The sequence below is a fragment of the Paraburkholderia nodosa DSM 21604 genome (genome assembly GCF_000519185.1).
Lineage (GTDB): Bacteria > Pseudomonadota > Gammaproteobacteria > Burkholderiales > Burkholderiaceae > Paraburkholderia > Paraburkholderia nodosa.
The window spans coordinates 65685-80771 of the sequence record NZ_JAFA01000026.1 but is presented as its reverse complement, the minus strand read 5'-3'; the positions used below and the strand labels follow the sequence as shown (position 1 = coordinate 80771).

Annotated in this window: 13 protein-coding genes; 7 read left to right on the top strand and 6 right to left on the bottom strand. The window is 62.6% G+C overall.

Annotation, left to right across the window (positions count from 1 at the left end):
- Positions 1–2: 2 nt before the first annotated feature.
- Both A3CW_RS0130340 and A3CW_RS0130335 read right to left on the bottom strand, forming a co-directional pair.
- The gene (locus A3CW_RS0130340; RefSeq protein WP_028206916.1) at positions 3–2267 is read right to left on the bottom strand and encodes a xanthine dehydrogenase family protein molybdopterin-binding subunit; all 2265 of its coding nucleotides are present in this window, start codon (positions 2265–2267) and stop codon (positions 3–5) included.
- A gap of 1 nt (position 2268) precedes the next feature.
- Entirely contained in the window at positions 2269–2724 is a 456-nt protein-coding gene (locus tag A3CW_RS0130335; RefSeq protein ID WP_028206915.1) for a (2Fe-2S)-binding protein, read from the bottom strand.
- Positions 2725–3087: 363 nt separating this feature from the next.
- Here A3CW_RS0130335 and A3CW_RS52595 point away from each other — a divergent pair, with 363 nt between their 5' ends.
- Positions 3088–3474 (top strand): hypothetical protein, encoded by a 387-nt coding sequence (locus tag A3CW_RS52595; RefSeq protein ID WP_154678076.1) that lies wholly within the window; start codon positions 3088–3090, stop codon positions 3472–3474.
- Here A3CW_RS52595 and A3CW_RS0130325 read toward each other — a convergent pair.
- Positions 3452–4363, bottom strand: coding sequence for a LysR family transcriptional regulator (locus tag A3CW_RS0130325; protein WP_028206913.1), 912 nt, complete (start codon positions 4361–4363; stop codon positions 3452–3454). The two genes, A3CW_RS52595 and A3CW_RS0130325, sit on opposite strands and share 23 nt — an antisense overlap.
- Positions 4364–4572: 209 nt before the next feature.
- Here A3CW_RS0130325 and A3CW_RS0130320 point away from each other — a divergent pair, with 209 nt between their 5' ends.
- The 6 genes from A3CW_RS0130320 to A3CW_RS0130295 all read left to right on the top strand — a co-directional run bounded on the left by A3CW_RS0130320 (position 4573) and on the right by A3CW_RS0130295 (position 11794).
- Positions 4573–5463: an NAD(P)-dependent oxidoreductase gene (locus A3CW_RS0130320; protein ID WP_035514417.1), complete on the top strand. Its 891-nt coding sequence runs from the start codon at positions 4573–4575 to the stop codon at positions 5461–5463.
- A 26-nt stretch (positions 5464–5489) separates the two neighbouring features.
- Positions 5490–6989, top strand: a complete 1500-nt coding sequence (locus A3CW_RS0130315; RefSeq protein WP_245623780.1) for an aldehyde dehydrogenase family protein — start codon at positions 5490–5492, stop codon at positions 6987–6989.
- A 7-nt stretch (positions 6990–6996) separates the two neighbouring features.
- Positions 6997–8382: an MFS transporter gene (locus A3CW_RS48050; RefSeq protein ID WP_211254097.1), complete on the top strand. Its 1386-nt coding sequence runs from the start codon at positions 6997–6999 to the stop codon at positions 8380–8382.
- 14 nt (positions 8383–8396) lie between these two features.
- Positions 8397–9401 carry a glutamate cyclase domain-containing protein gene (locus A3CW_RS48045; RefSeq protein WP_035514457.1) on the top strand — a complete coding sequence of 335 codons (1005 nt, stop codon included), beginning with the start codon at positions 8397–8399 and terminating at the stop codon, positions 9399–9401.
- Positions 9402–9463: 62 nt separating this feature from the next.
- Positions 9464–10780 carry an aminotransferase class I/II-fold pyridoxal phosphate-dependent enzyme gene (locus A3CW_RS0130300; protein ID WP_051481808.1) on the top strand — a complete coding sequence of 439 codons (1317 nt, stop codon included), beginning with the start codon at positions 9464–9466 and terminating at the stop codon, positions 10778–10780.
- Between the two features lie 3 nt (positions 10781–10783).
- Positions 10784–11794, top strand: a complete 1011-nt coding sequence (locus tag A3CW_RS0130295) for a glutamate cyclase domain-containing protein (RefSeq protein ID WP_028206909.1) — start codon at positions 10784–10786, stop codon at positions 11792–11794.
- Between the two features lie 256 nt (positions 11795–12050).
- On the opposite strand, the gene A3CW_RS0130290 is transcribed toward A3CW_RS0130295, so the two are convergent.
- The 3 genes from A3CW_RS0130290 to A3CW_RS48040 all read right to left on the bottom strand — a co-directional run bounded on the left by A3CW_RS0130290 (position 12051) and on the right by A3CW_RS48040 (position 15084).
- Positions 12051–13085, bottom strand: a complete 1035-nt coding sequence (locus A3CW_RS0130290; protein ID WP_035514414.1) for a porin — start codon at positions 13083–13085, stop codon at positions 12051–12053.
- 98 nt (positions 13086–13183) lie between these two features.
- Positions 13184–14233 (bottom strand): beta/alpha barrel domain-containing protein, encoded by a 1050-nt coding sequence (locus A3CW_RS0130285; protein ID WP_028206907.1) that lies wholly within the window; start codon positions 14231–14233, stop codon positions 13184–13186.
- Positions 14234–14247: 14 nt separating this feature from the next.
- Positions 14248–15084: an IclR family transcriptional regulator gene (locus tag A3CW_RS48040; protein WP_051481807.1), complete on the bottom strand. Its 837-nt coding sequence runs from the start codon at positions 15082–15084 to the stop codon at positions 14248–14250.
- Positions 15085–15087: the final 3 nt, after the last annotated feature.

The following is a 15087-nucleotide window of genomic DNA, read 5'->3' as shown; positions in this document are numbered from 1 at the left end:
CCTCAAGCCGATTGCGCGGACGCGCCCGCGTTCATGAGCTGGCGGCCCACGGGCAAGTGCCGCAGACGTTTTCCGGTTGCCGCATAGATCGCATTCGCCACGGCCGGTATGACCGCCGAAGTCCCGGGCTCGCCGATCCCGCCGGGCGCTTCGGCGCTCTTCACCAGATGCACTTCGATCACCGGCATCTGGTCGATGCGCATGACCCGGTAGTCGGTGAAGTTGGTTTGCGTGACGCGTCCGTGCTCGATCGTGATCTCGCCCCACAGCGCGGCCGTGATGCCGAACACGATGCCGCCCTGGATCTGCGCCTCGATGGTCTCGGGATTCACGGCCATGCCGCAATCCACGGCGCACACCACGCGGTCCACGCGCACCTCGCCGTCGTCCACGGTGACGTCCGCGACCATGCTGAGGAAGCTGCCGAACGCGTGCATCACTGCGACGCCGCGCCCTTGGCCCTTCGGCATGGGCGGTCCCCAGTTCGCGGCGCGCGTGGCCACGTCGAGCACGTTGAGCGCGCGCGGCGACTTGCCGAGCAGATTGCGGCGGTAGGTGACCGGGTCGGTTTTCGCGGCCACCGCGAGTTCGTCGACGAAGCTCTCCACCACGAATGTGCTGCGCGTGGGCCCCACGCCGCGCCAGAACGCGGTGGGCACCGCATGCGGCTCCTGGCGCACGTATTCGATCAGCTGGTTCGGCAGGTCGTAGGGCAGGTCGGCGGCGACTTCCACGGCGTCGGGGTCGACGCCGTGCTGGAACGCGGGGGGCGCAAAGCGCGCAATGATCGAGGAGCCCGCGATGCGATGCTGCCAGGCAACGGGCTTGCCGTTCGCGTCGAGCCCGGCGGAAAGGCGGTCGTAGTAGTACGGCCTGTACATGTCGTGCTGAATGTCCTCCTCGCGCGTGTAGAACACCTTCACCGGCACCTTGAGCTGCTTGCCGATCTTGAGCGCCTGGGTGATCGCATCGACTTCGAGCCGCCGCCCGAAGCCGCCGCCAAGCAAGTGATTGTGCAGCGTGACCTGCTCGGGCTTCAGACCCGTGACGGCCACGGCGGCATCCACGGCGCGCGTGGGCACCTGGGTGCCCACCCAGATTTCGCAGCCGTCTGACTGCACGTTGACCGTGCAGTTGATCGGCTCCATCGTTGCGTGCGCAAGGAACGGCTGCTGATAAACGGCGTCGATGCGTGTTTTTGCGGTGCCGAACCCCTGCTGCACGTCGCCATTCTTGCGCGCGACGGCGCCCTCGCGTTGCGAGGCGCTCGCGAGATCGGCGACGATCTGCTGCATCGAAACGTTCGCGCCCGCGCCTTCGTTCCACTCGACGACGAGCGCCGCGGCGCCCCGTTTCGCGGCCCACGTGTGCGCGCCGATCACGGCCACGGCGTTGTCGATCTTCACGACCTGCGTGACGCCGGGAACCTGCTTCGCGTGGGTGTCGTCGACCTTCGCGAGCGTGCCGCCGAACACAGGGCAGTTCACGATGGCGGCGTAGACCATGTCGGGCAGACGCACGTCGAGGCCGAAGAGCGCCGAGCCGTTCACCTTCTCGGGCGAGTCGAGGCGCCTGGTGGGCTTGCCGACCAGCGTGAAGTCTTTCGGGTCCTTGAGCGCCACCTTCTGCGGCACGGGCAGATGGGCGGCCGCATCGACGAGCTGGCCATAGGTGACGCGCCGGCCGCTCGCATCGTGCAGCACCTCGCCTGCTTTGGCGTGGCAGGTGGCCGGATCGACTTGCCACTGTTGCGCCGCCGCCTGAATCAGAACGGTGCGCGCGGCCGCGCCCGCTTCGCGCATGGGCTGCCAGGCAAAGCGAATCGACGTCGAGCCGCCCGTGAGCTGGCCGCCCAGCAGCGGGTCGGTGAAGAGCTTCGCATTGGGCGGCGCGTGATCGATCGTGACGCTATCGAGCGGCACTTCGAGTTCTTCCGCGATCAGCATCGGAATCGAGGTGTACACGCCTTGCCCCATCTCCACCTTGGGGACGATCAGCGTGACCTTGCCCGAGCGGTCGATCTGCACGAACGCGTTCGGCTCGAACACGCCGTCTTGCGGCGCTTCGTTGCCGTCGCCGCCAACGACCGATTGACGCGTCTGGCTGTCACCCTGCGCGCCGGCAGAAAAGCTGATGCCGAGCAGCAGGCCGCCGCCCGTCGCCGCGCCGAGCTTGAGAAACGTGCGGCGCGAGAGTGGGCCGCTTGCTGTGACATGCTGCTTGCGTTCTGGCGCGCCGTTCTGCGCATCGAGGAGACCCTGTGACATCTCAGGCCTCCTTCGCGGCTTGCTTGATGGCGGCGCGAATCCGCGCATAGGTGCCGCAGCGGCAGATGTTGCCCGCCATGGCGGCGTCGATATCCGCGTCGCTCGGGTTCGGATTCACGGCGATGAGCGCTGTCGCCGACATCACCTGCCCCGATTGACAGTAGCCGCACTGCACCACGTCGATCTCGCGCCACGCCTTCTGCACCTTCTGTCCGGCGGGGGTCGCGCCGATGGCCTCGATGGTGGTGATCCTGCGGCCCGCAACGGCCGCGACGGGCAGCACGCACGAGCGCGCGGCCACGCCGTCGAGATGCACCGTGCATGCGCCGCACTGGGCAATGCCGCAGCCGAACTTCGTGCCGGTGAGGCCGACGACGTCGCGCAGGACCCAGAGCAGCGGCATGTCGGGCGGCGCGTCGACCGTATGAGTTTCTCCGTTGATTGTTAGCGTCGTCATGGAGCGGCTCTCCGAGAGTGGGGATTTGTCGTTCTTGATCGTGCAATCGAAGCGTCCGCGCGCCGGCTGTTCCGCCTGGCTTGCCTAATGAGCAAGCCAAAGCGCAGGCCCGTGGGCACGGCCTTTCGACAACCGCTCGAGTGTAGCGCCGCCGTTAAATGTGTGCAGAAAACGGGTCCGTGTGGTGACTCGCAAACGGATCCTGTTCTGAGGCTATCGCGTAAGCCAGAGAACTCGGGGCGTCTTTGCGAGATCGAGATCGCCGGCGGCGACTGGGCGGTGCGAAGAATCCAGTTCAGGTCGCCATGCTCGTCGAGCTGCGGTTCACTCTGGAAAGTCGTGACGGTTCGCTCGCGAGTGGGGATGACAGGGCTTGCAAGCCGACTCGGCGCGGAAGTTGTGATCGTCATGAGTTCACTCAGCGCACTGGGCAATGGCAGTGCGACCGTCAGCAACCCACTGTCGATACTGTTCGCACGTTGCGTCGTTCGCGGGAAACACACCCCACAGTGTTTCGCCTGCGCCGATGCGCAGACCGATGTACTGTTCGAGATCGTCCTGTGTGTCGCACGCATCGGCCAGTTCCGCAGCCAGATGCGCGGGAACGACCGTCACGTTGTTGCGGTCGCCGTGGTCAGTCGCAGTTGGAAAAACCAATCGCAAACGCGCAGTGTGATGGTGTCGCGAGTGGTGTACTCATTACCAAAGCGATTTCGTGACAGCGGTTTCAAATTTGCGTGGCATCGCTAGATGCAATAACAAGCGCGTCCAGGACCGCCGCAACGGCGGGTCGTTTGGCAGTCCCCTTCGGCAGCGCGGTGAAGACGCGTCGATTAAGAACGGGCTCAATCGGCAGGACTGAAAAATCCTCATCCGCCTCAATCTTTTGCAGACCTAACCGGGGCAGCACGGCTACCGCGCCTCCGATTCTCACCATTTCCAGAGTGACAGCGGTGTTGCGGCTGCTGTACATAACCTTTGGCGTAAAGCCGGCGGCAATGCAAGCGTTCATGAGAAACGTGTGATACGTCGCCGCAGATTGGTTCAATGCCCAACGCTCATGGGCCAGGTCTGAAAGATGGATAGCCCTTCGTCCTGACAACTTGTGGCCCGATGCGACTACCGCGTCGAAGTGGTCGACACACAAGGGCTGGAAGTCGAGGACGTTTGCGAGTGCCTCCGCACTCACCAGGTCATCAACAATCGCGATATCGGTCTGCTTCGCAGCGGCGGCGCGAAGCCCTTCTGATGGCTCCAGTTCGGTGAACTGCACATGGAGTTGAGGGTGCGCCTCCAGAAGCATTTTTATCGCTTGCGGGACCACGCTGCTGGCCAGTGACCCGAATGCGGACATTCGAATCTCCCCGCTGACTTCTACGTTCGCGGCTGCGACTTCTGCTTCGATTTTCTCGACCATCTCGAATAGCTCCGTCGCTCGCGCGACCAGGCGCCGACCGGCGGGCGTGAGTTGCACTCCGCGGCCTGAACGTTCGATAAGCACGGTCTCAAGCTCATCTTCGAGTTGCGCCAGCTGCTGGGAGACGGCAGGGCGCGTCAGGTGTACGGCATCGGCTACGGCAGAAATCGTCCCTAAAACGGACAACTCGTGGAGCAATCGGAGGCGGCTGAGATTGAGCATCGGCGTGTCGACACGGGTTGGATCAGCTAAATAGTAAGCAAAACTTTCGTATGGCGTCAAAAAGTGTCGTCTTTTTTTCCTCTTTTTGTCTTCCTATAGTCACATCACAGGCAGTCAAACAGCATGGTCATAGGCGAAAACCCCCTGTGAATCATGGTGTTGAGCGGCGTGCCCGTTTTCCAATACGAACCCCGTCGGAGGAAGTCGAAATGAAGGTTGCATTTATCGGTGTAGGTCGCATGGGTAGTCGCATGGCAGCGCGGCTGGTGGCTGCCGGCCACCAGGTGAGCGTGTTTGACCCCAGCCAGGCTGCCATGGAAGCGCTGGCAGCCAAGGGTGCTGTCGCTACGAAGAGCCCGGCAGATGCAGCAATCGACGCCGAACGAATCCTCCTGAGCCTTCCGAGCCCGAAGACGCTTCGTGACGCGGTAACCGGCACCGATGGCGTGCTGAAGACGGCGGCGGAAGGCGCAATCATCGTTGACTTCAGCACCGTCGACCCGGCGACGACCAAGGAAATCGCAGCGACCGCGGCGCAGCGAAAGGTCGCATTCGTCGATTCGCCCGTAAGCGGCGGCGTGCTCGGCGCAGAGAACGGCAAGCTGGTGCTCATGGTCGGTGGCTCGGCGGACGTCCTTGAAAAGCTGAAGCCGGTGTTCGACGTCCTCGCTGGCCGTGTCGTGCACTGCGGCGATATTGGTGCGGGTCAGCTGACGAAGCTCAGCCACAACCTCCTCACAGCCATCAATACGGTCGCACTCGGCGAGGTGCTCACGGCGAGCGTCAAGGCCGGCGCGAAGCTCGACGTGCTCTGCGATGTACTGACTGCGGGCCTGGCGGGCAGCAAGATGCTCGACTACCTGCCGAAGACACTCTTCACGGCAGAGCGTCCCGCGAACTTCGCCATCGACCTGATGCACAAGGACATCAAGCTGTGCCTCGACGAGTTTTCGAATCTGCCGATGCCCCTCGGCCAGCTCGTTCTGCAGACGTACAACGCGGCTCGCGCGAAGGGCCTCGGCGGCAAGGACTCCACCAGCGTGAACGAGATCTACGAAGAGCTGCTCGGCGTGCGTCTGAGCCTGCCGGCTGCCCAGTAACTAAACGGACCGTCGAAGGAAACATTGTGAATTCCCGTACTGAGAACCTCTCCGCTGAAGTCGTCTTGCCGAAGGATGGCATCACGGGTCTGCTTATCAACAACGAATGGCGTACTCCCGCCAAGGGCAAAACTCTCGACGTCGAAAATCCGTCGCGTCGCGAGAAGCTCGCTACCATCGGCGCGAGCGACGCCGATGATGTCAAGGCGGCGGTCGCCGCCGCGGCAGCGGCGTTCCCGAAGTGGCGTCGCCTGGCTTCGCGTGCGCGCGGAGCGTTGCTCACAGAACTGGGCAATCGCGTGACCGCGAACGCCGAAGAAATCGCTCGCGTGCTTGCAGCGGAAAGCGGAAACGCACTGCGCACCCAGAGCCGTCCGGAAGTACTGGGCGCGGCCGAAGTGCTGCGTTACTACGGCGGCGTGATTGCTGAGCAGAAGGGCGAAACCCTGCCGCTCGGCCCTGGCCTCTTCAGCTACTCGACGCGTGAGCCCTTGGGCGTCGTTGGCGCCATCATCCCGTGGAATTCGCCTGTAGTTCTGGCGGCAGTGAAAATCGGTATGGCACTTGGCACGGGTAACACGCTGGTGCTCAAACCTGCTGAAGATGCGCCGCTGGCCGTCATCAAGATTGCGGAACTGGCTACCGACCTTTTCCCCGCGGGCGTGTTCAACGTCGTGACGGGTACCGGCATCGACGCTGGAGCGCCTCTTGCTGCACATCCCAACGTCGCCAAGGTGTCGTTCACGGGTTCGCTGGAAGTCGGCAAGCTTGTCGGCCACGCTGTCGCCGACCGTATCGGACATGCGACGCTCGAACTGGGTGGCAAGAGCCCCTGTATCGTTTATCCGGATGCTGCAACGCCGGAATACATCGATGCGACGGTCACCGGCATCATCAATGCGATGCGCTTTGCGCGCCAGGGCCAGTCGTGCACGGCCGGTTCACGTCTCTATGTTCACAAGGACGTGTGGGACGCGGTGATGACGAAGCTCGTCGCAAAGGTCAAGGAACTGAAGATTGGCGATTCGCTCGACGAATCCAGCGACATTGGCGCAGTCATCAACGCCGAACGGTATTCGGAAGTGCGCGCGTTCATCAAGGAAGCCATCGATGCAGGTGCCGAGGTGCTGACTGGCTCGCTGCCACCGGCGGTTGAAGACGCGAAGGGATTCTTCCCCGAGCCCGTCATCTTTACTGGCGTCGACAACAGCTGGCGTGTCGCGCGCGAAGAGGTGTTTGGACCGGTTCTGGTGGCTATCCCCTGGTCGGACGAAGACGAAGTCATCCGCTGGGCGAACGATACGGTCTATGGGCTCGCCGCTTATGTGTTTACGAATGACATCACGAAGGCGCTGAAGGCGACCGGGCAAATCGACGCCGGTTGGCTCCAGGTCAATCGAGCAGGCGGTCAGATTCCGGGCATGTCCTACGGCGGTGCGAAGCAGAGCGGCATCGGCGCGGAGTATTCCATTGAAGGGGCGCTCGAAGCCTATACCTCGCGCAAGAGCGTGACCATCAACGTCTAATCAGGACGTGAAAGACGGCCCGGCGATTGACCGGGCCGCCCATACCCATGACTACATGCAGGTTTGGAGTGAGATGATGAATGCAAATCTGGCAGCATCCGCGGGCGTAGCGCGTGGCGAGACGCGCTCGACATCGACACGAGCGGCGTTGAGCTCGTTCATCGGAACGACGGTTGAATGGTACGACTACTTCCTCTATGGGACCGCAGCCGCACTGGTCTTTCCGAAGGTCTTCTTCAACGAACTGACCCCCGAACTGGCCACGCTGGCCTCCATGGCCTCGTTTGCCGTGGCGTTCATCCTGCGCCCTCTGGGCGGTATGGTGATTGGTCACTTCGGTGACCGGATGGGCCGCAAAAAAATGCTGGTTTTCACGCTGCTGGTCATGGGGCTGTGTACGGCAGCGATTGGCTTTCTTCCGTCGTATAACGCGGTCGGCTACTGGAGCCCGGGCTTGCTCATCGCTTTACGCGTCGTGCAAGGCTTTGCGCTCGGCGGCGAATGGGGTGGCGCGGCGCTCATGTCCGTCGAGCATGCGCCGGAAGGTCGGCGCGGGCTGTTCGGCGCGACAATGCAGATGGGCGTGCCAGCAGGATTGCTGGTTTCAACTGGCGCCTTTGCGATGGTTTCGGCGCTTCCTGACCAGCAGTTCTTCGCATGGGGCTGGAGGCTGCCGTTCATTTTTAGTCTGGTTCTCCTGTGCGTTGGCATGTACATCCGGCTCCAGGTGAGTGAGCCGCCGAGCTTCGAGAAGGTCAAGGCATCGGGTAACGTATCGCGCGTGCCGCTTCTCGAAGTCTGGCAAAACGAAAAGAAAAAGACCCTCATCATGGTCTTCTTCCAGACAGCAGCCAATGTCGGTTACTTCCTGATTACGGTCTACGCACTGACGTATATCACGGGTACGCTTCATCTCCCGCGTAGCGTTGCGTCGACTGGTTTGCTGATTGCAGCTGCCGTCGACCTCGTGATGCAACCGGTGTTCGGCTGGCTGTCGGACAAGGTGGGGCGAAAGGTCGTGTATGGCTTCGGCGCCATCTTCTTCGCAGTCTATGCATTTCCGATGTTCTGGCTGCTGAACACTGCGAATCCGGTCCTCATCACTATCGCCCTCGTGCTCGGTCTCGGCATCGGTCACGCTTCGACGGGCTCGCTGCATGGCGTGATATACGCCGAGCAATATCCGACACGTTACCGGTTCAGCGGGTCGTCTACGGCATATCAGCTTTCCGGGATTGTTTCGAGTGCGCCGACTCCGCTGATTGCCGCATGGCTTGTCTCCTCGACGGGGAACTCAATGGCAGTCTCCTGGTATGTAGTCGTCGGAGCCATCATTACGCTGGTTTGCGTTCTCCTCGTGAAGGAAACGTATCGCGACCCGATTGACCGGTGAGCCGGGGAGCAGGAATGACCAAGACAAACGAACAGCTGACCGGCGAGCGAATCGACCGCCTGATGACGGTGGAGATTCGTCCGCTCGACGGAGGTCTGCCGGCAGGTTTCGTCGTCCCGATGTATGAAGTCTGCCGCGCGCACCACGGGGAGCCACTCAGTTCGCTCGCTGCACGGCGCCTCACTGACACCGTGAATCGTGGTGACACTGTCTTCATTGCGACCGGCGCAGGCGTGGCTCCCAACTTGCCACAAGGGGAGACGGATGGCCCGGTCGGGGCGGCGGTGCTGGCACGCGCGCTGATTCTCGCATTTGGCGTGCGGGCTGTTCTCGTTACGGAAGACGCGCATGCAGCACCAGTGGCGGCTGTCGCTGCTGTCATCAACGCAGAGCTGGCGGAGCGGGGTAACCAGCGCGCGGTCTCCGTCGTCACGTTTCCCTTGGGACTTGAGCGCGGAGTGCAAATCGCCGGAGCGCTGATGGAGGAATACCGTCCGGCAGCTGTGGTGTTCGTCGAGCGTGATGGTCCCAACAAGGAGGGCTTCTTCCACGGTGTGCGCGGTGATTGCCGCAACCCAGAGGATGTCGGTCACGTGTATCTGCTCGCCGACCTGGCGCGAAAACGCGGCGTGCTGAGCATTGGGATAGGCGATGGCGGTAATGAAGTGGGCTTCGGCGCAGTGCGCGATGCGATTACCGCAGTTCATCCGCTCGGTGGCAAGTCGCTAGCCGGCCATGCGTCCGGCGTCGTGACGGTGACAGCAACCGACATCGTTGTCAGTGCTTCAGTTTCGAATTGGGGGGCCTACGGGATTGCGGCCGCGCTTGCTTCCATTAGCAAGGACGTTGATGTGCTGCATACGCCGCGGCTCGAGTACACGCTCATAAAGGCGACGGTCGACGCAGGTGCCCGAGACGGCGCTACATCGAAGGCGGAGGTTGCGGTCGACGGCATCAACTGGGAGGGACATACATCCTTCGTCGAGCTCCTCAGAAGCATCGTCACCGTTTCCATCTGAGAGAAGCGAAACATTGAGTCAGCCTCTCGCAGCCCCCTTTTTGACCTAACAAGGTGTATGAAATGAGTGACGTCAAAGAAAAGAAGGCGAATGCGCCTTCGACGAGCGCGCCGGGCAAGACCGACAGCTTTGGCAATCCGATTGACCCGACCGTGGGATTCGCGCGCGGCACCATCATTCGCTCCAGCATTGATGAAGCATTGCGTTTGCGTCATGGCCAGGCGGTCGCCGCGCGGCGGGTCAAGATGCTCGGTGCTGAATCAATCGGCGTATTCACCGGAAATCAGCGCGATTTCCCGATACGACCCGAAGACATTGCGACCCTTTGCGAAGAGTGGGTCGGTCCCGGCCTGGAGGCTGAGGAACTGCGTCAGGTAGCCATCGGGCACATGGGCGCCCGCGGCGACGACGCCGTCGCCATATTCAATCGCACCAGCGCCGGCATCATCGCCACCATTGCCGCGCTTGCGGAAGGCAGGCCTGTGGTGTCGGTCGTCCCTCCAAAGGGGCGCTCGCACGCGTCGGTTGTGCGCGGTGCGAAGATTGCTGGCGTTCCGGTCCATGAAGTGCAGGGTGACAACGACTGGCTTAAGGTTATCGAGGCACAGCGTCCGGCGCTGGTCGTCATCACGACGGTCACCAGCAGCCTTGAGCGCCTTGAGGACCACGTTACGCTCGAAGTCGGTCAGTACGCTCGCGCGTTAGGCGCGAAGGTCTTCCTCGACGAAGCCTATGGGGCGCGTCTGCGCACAGTACTCCACGGCGGCCGCTTGAGCCTGCAACTCGGCGCAGACATAGCCGTTACGAATTGCGACAAGGCGGGATTGTCCGGGCCGCGAGCTGGTGTGCTTGTCGGCCGTGCGGAACTCGTCACCGCCGCTGCCGCAAAGGGCGCGGAATTCGGAATGGAGGCGCGTGCTCCTATCGCTGCCGCGGTGCTGCGCTCCTTGCAGAAGTATCAGCCGGAAGACCTGCGTCAGGAGTCTGCTGCGGGCCAGAAACTGGCTGATGCGCTCGCCCGCAAAATGGGTGCAGACCTCGTGCAGCGCAGCGACCTGGGGCCGATGGTCGAAGAAGATGCTGTGCTTCGGGTCCTCCTGAGGATCGCCGGCCGCGAGAACGAGAAGCCTGCCGTCGTACCCTGTGAGGCGACCTCGGCACTCGGCATGGTCCTCCTGGAAGACCACGGCATCCTCACCGTCAATACGCACGGTCAACCGGGCGCCCGCGTCTCGTTGCGCCTCAAACCGACGCTCGACGCTCTCGGTCGGACCGGCGGATTTGATGCCGTCGTTTCCGCGGTGATGCAGGCGCTCGATAAAGTCGCGGCGGTAATCCACGACCGCGATGCAATCGCGAAACTGGTTCTCGGTAAGTGAAAAATGGCAAATAAAGAATTCAGTCAAATCGACGACCGGCTCGACGCGCTGGTCTCCCTCGACCTCGGTGGACGTGGCGTGGAACACCTGTACCGCGCTGCGCGTGAGCGCCAGGGCGGGTCACTCGTCGGTGCTGCCGCAGATGCTCTTTTGAGCATCCCCGATAAGGCCAACGTATTTGTCACGACGGGCTCCGTGTCTCGTGCGTGGATTTCGCCGTCCATTGGCGAGAACGACGGTCCTGCTGGCCTTGCTGCGGTCGTTCGTGCGCTGGCGCTGTCGAAGAACGCGCTGTGCATCACATTCGTGGAGGAGACGCTGATTGAAACCACAGCGGCGATTCTCACCACAGCAGGGATGACCGTCCTGCCATACGAGCAGGCGAAGATTGCACGCGACGACGGAAGTCTCGCTGTCGTTTGTATCGAAGCCTTCCCGGTCGATGACGTGCAGGCGAAAATCGTTTCGCCTGAACTCATCGAGAAGTACAAGCCTGCGCTGTTCTTTTCGACCGAACGTGTTGGCCGCAATGTCGATGGCATCTACTGCAGCATGCGAGGCATCGACTATGGCATGGGCCGCGCACGCATCGACTATCTGTTCGACGAGTGCATCGAGCGGAAAGTCCCGACGGTTGCGGTTGGTGATGGCGGCAACGAAATCGGTATGGGCGTCGTCGCTGAAGCGGTCAAAGGTTACGTGAAATTCGGTGACAGGCGCCCCGACGGCAGCGCCGGCATTGGCGCGGTGACGGGAACTGACGTACTTGTCACTGCCGCATGCTCGAACTGGGGTTGTTACGCAATCGCGGGGGCATACGCAGCGCGATGCGGGAGGGCATCGCTTGCACATACCCCATTGATGGAGGCCACGTTGCTGCGTCGAGGCGTTGACGTCGGTCTCATCAATTCCGTGGCGAACGTGGTCGACGGCAACGTCGACGGTATCCCGGAGGCAACGCACCTCGCAGTTGCGCAGCTGATTTCGACGATCATCGCACCCGCGTTCAAGTAAATTCTGGTAGCGTAAGCCATTCAAGCTCACACTCAGCATCATACAGTTGAGTCCCAGGAACTATTGAGGAACTGGGACCTTTTTATTGGCACAGGTATGGAAGGTGCGGCGGCGAGTGATCTCTGAAAGTGAAAGTTCGTTCTAACACGGGGTGCGGCAGATGCATCGAACCCGCGTTGGCAAACGGATCCCGACAAACCGGCAGAGCAAACGGGTCCGATGTGTGACACATGGACCGCGTCAGCGTTGTGTAAGGCTAGAAAGCTTGCACCAAACCAACCTGTGCACCTCTCACTGGTGCACCAGGATAAGCGAGCGCAAGACCTGCGTTCGCTGCGCCCGCGAGACGATATTGTGCCGCGCCACGATTGTCGAGCCACGACAGCGCCGCATATACGCTTGTGCGCTTTGAGAACGCATAGTTGAACATCGCGCTGTACTGGACGGCATCGTTGCTCCCGATCCGGTCCTGCAGGAACGTGTAGCCCAGCGCGAGAAACGCGAAAGGCGAGAAGGTCCAGCGCCCGGAGAACTCGAAGCTGCGGATGTCGATCTTCATGTCGTCCCACGAAGCGGCTGCGTAGCCGGCATAGAGGCGCGCCGCGCCGAAATCATACGAGCCGCCCGCGAAGGTAGAGCGTTCGGTGCTGGTAGCGTTGGCGTTGCGCACGCCTTGCATCGTGTACACGGCGGAGATCGCCGGACCGTCGTAGGTAACGGCGAACTGGTAGTTCGAGCCGCCCGAACGGAACCCGCCTGCATCACCGAGACCGATGTAACCAGCAGCCTGAAGGCCTGCAAACTTTGGTGAGAAGTACGCCACGGTATTGCTCGTACGATACGTATAGACACTCAGATTGTTGATGCCCGAAGCCTGTGTGGCACCTCCAAACGCGTCGAGACGGCCTTCGTTGAGAAACAGCAGCGAGTTCTGGCGGCCAGCTCGCACGCTGCCCCAACTACCCGACGCGCCAACCCATGCCTGCCGGTTGAATATCGATCCCGCCGTCGCGAACGTGCCGTCGTTCGAATAGAAGCCGTTTTCCAGAACGAAGTCGATCTTGTTGCCGCCGCCGATGTCCTCGGATCCGCGAAAGCCGATGCGCGAGCCATATTGCCCGCTGCTGTTCATCGCTGCCGTATAGCCGTTGCCCGTGTTGACATACTGCACGAACGTGTCGACCATGCCGTACATCGTGACAGACGACTGCGCGTGCGCGTGCGAGGAAAGGAACGGCAGCGCGAGCAATGGCGCAACCCGGCAGGCAACGCGGGCGATGAAGCGTTTCATAGGTCTCCTCGTGACTGGATATTTAATTTGTAATCCGAAATATTTATGCAAGAAAGCCGCAGTTTCGGAGGTTGCGCTGCGGCTTGGAGTCTGCGGGCTTATTCGGTGGCGGGGGCGAACTGCGTCCAGTGACCGGGCCGGCTCGCCTGTTGCTGATAGGTCTCCACGCGGTCCGCGGCGAGGCCCAGCACGTCGGCAACGGATTGGCCGCGCGCACGCAGATAGTCGTCGAGTTCCGCGATGGCGTCGCCGAGCGCCGCATAGCCGCGCGTGAGCACGGCAGACGTCATTTCGGTCGCGCAGGCGCCTGCAAGCAGGAAGCGCGCGACATCGAGCCCGTTGCGCGCGCCGTTGGTCGCGAGCAGCGGAAAATCCGCGCCCACCCGGCGGCGCGCGAGCGAGATCCAGCGTGCCGTGAGCGGCAGCGCCCAGCCGCCGCCGACAGCCGCATTCGTGCCGAGCACGGGGCGCTGCGTGTCGAGATCGGGCAGAAAGCCCATGAAGCGACCCATCAGGATCACGGCGTCGGCGCCGCCTGCCTTTGCAGCGGCCGCGATGCCGGCCACGTCCTCGCTCTGGCCCGTGAGCTTGATCCACAGCGGGAGCGTCGTGCTTGCGCGCAGCCGCGCGACGATGCGCGTGATGCGCTCGGCGTCGCGTTCGAGGCGAATCGCGCCTTGCGCCGCTTCCTCGCCGTGCGGCGCGCCGATATTCACTTCGAGAACGCGCAGGCCGGCCTGTTCGATCTGCGAAGCGTACTGCGCGCATTGCTCGAGATCGCTGAGGATGAGGCTCGCGATCACGTAGCTGTCGCTCGCTCGCGCGTCCTTGTCCAGCGCGGCCAGCTCGTCGATCCAGCCTTCAAAGCCGCGCTGCAACAGGCCCGAGCGGCAAAAGAGCGTTGCGTCCTGCGAGCGCGCCTCGTGCCATGGCACTGGATTCCAGTGGTTGTCCAGCAGCGCGTAGTCGGTTCGATCGAGCTGATCTTTTGCGGCCTGGGATTCGTTGGTCGATTTGGCGACCACGGCGCCCACGCCCTGGCGCAGCGCCGCGCGGATTGCGTCGCCCGTCATCGTGTGTTCGCCCGCGCCGCAGATGACGGGGTTTTTGAGGGTGAGCGCGCCAACGCGGCTCTCCAGTCGGTTCATTGTCATGCGTTCGTTCAGGTCGGTTTCTTGCGATGCGCCGCGAGCGTGTGCTCGTACGCGTCGCCGTTGAGCCGCGCGCTCAATGCGGCGGCGGCGGTCTGCACGTGCTTGAGCATGGCCGGGTCCGGCGGCGAGACCACTTCGCCGCTAGACCCGACTACGCCGATCGTGCCGAGCACCACGTTGTTGTGGCCGAAGATCGGGCAGCACAGTGCGTTGATGCCCACCGTCACTTCACCGTCCGCGTCGTCGTAGAGGCGCGCGCGAATGAGCTTCAGGCGTGCCGCGAGTTCGGCGGGATCGGTCATCGTGTGCGGCGTGAGCGGCAACATCTTGCGGCGCATCACGCGTTGCTGGCTGGCTTCGTCGGCGAAGGCGAGCACGATACGGCCTTGCGCCGAGCAATACGGCTGTACGCGATTGCCCGGCTTCACGGAGATGCAGACATTCGCCTTCGACTCGACCGTCGCGACCACCAGCGCCGTGTCGTTGGTCGCGACTGAGAGCAGGGCGGTCTGGCCCGTCGCATCGCGGATCTGCGTGAGGTACGGGTCGGCGAGCGTGCGCAGGTCGAACTGCTCGCTCGCCGCCGCGCCATAGATCACGAGACGCGCACCGAGCCGGTACTTCTCGCTGACCGGGTCCTGCTCCACCACGCCCAACTGGCGCAGCGAAGCGAGGTGGCGGTACACGCGGGGCTTGGGCTCCTCGATGATCTGCGCGAGTTCGGTCACGCCCATCGGGCGCCGCGCCGACGACATCTCGTCGAGCAGCCTGAACACGATCTCCACCGATTCCAGTACGGCCGGTCCTTCGCCCGTCTCCTGAATGCGCGCCTTTTGCGTTGCCATTGA

Coding starts and splice junctions, on each gene's coding strand:
- A3CW_RS0130290 (WP_035514414.1), bottom strand. CDS start 13,085: ATGAAACGCTTCATCGCCCGCGTTGCCTGCCGGGTTGCGCCATTGCTC.
- A3CW_RS52595 (WP_154678076.1), top strand. CDS start 3,088: ATGACAGGGCTTGCAAGCCGACTCGGCGCGGAAGTTGTGATCGTCATG.
- A3CW_RS0130295 (WP_028206909.1), top strand. CDS start 10,784: ATGGCAAATAAAGAATTCAGTCAAATCGACGACCGGCTCGACGCGCTG.
- A3CW_RS0130300 (WP_051481808.1), top strand. CDS start 9,464: ATGAGTGACGTCAAAGAAAAGAAGGCGAATGCGCCTTCGACGAGCGCG.
- A3CW_RS0130325 (WP_028206913.1), bottom strand. CDS start 4,363: ATGCTCAATCTCAGCCGCCTCCGATTGCTCCACGAGTTGTCCGTTTTA.
- A3CW_RS48040 (WP_051481807.1), bottom strand. CDS start 15,084: ATGGCAACGCAAAAGGCGCGCATTCAGGAGACGGGCGAAGGACCGGCC.
- A3CW_RS0130320 (WP_035514417.1), top strand. CDS start 4,573: ATGAAGGTTGCATTTATCGGTGTAGGTCGCATGGGTAGTCGCATGGCA.
- A3CW_RS48045 (WP_035514457.1), top strand. CDS start 8,397: ATGACCAAGACAAACGAACAGCTGACCGGCGAGCGAATCGACCGCCTG.
- A3CW_RS0130335 (WP_028206915.1), bottom strand. CDS start 2,724: ATGACGACGCTAACAATCAACGGAGAAACTCATACGGTCGACGCGCCG.
- A3CW_RS0130340 (WP_028206916.1), bottom strand. CDS start 2,267: ATGTCACAGGGTCTCCTCGATGCGCAGAACGGCGCGCCAGAACGCAAG.
- A3CW_RS0130285 (WP_028206907.1), bottom strand. CDS start 14,233: ATGAACCGACTGGAGAGCCGCGTTGGCGCGCTCACCCTCAAAAACCCC.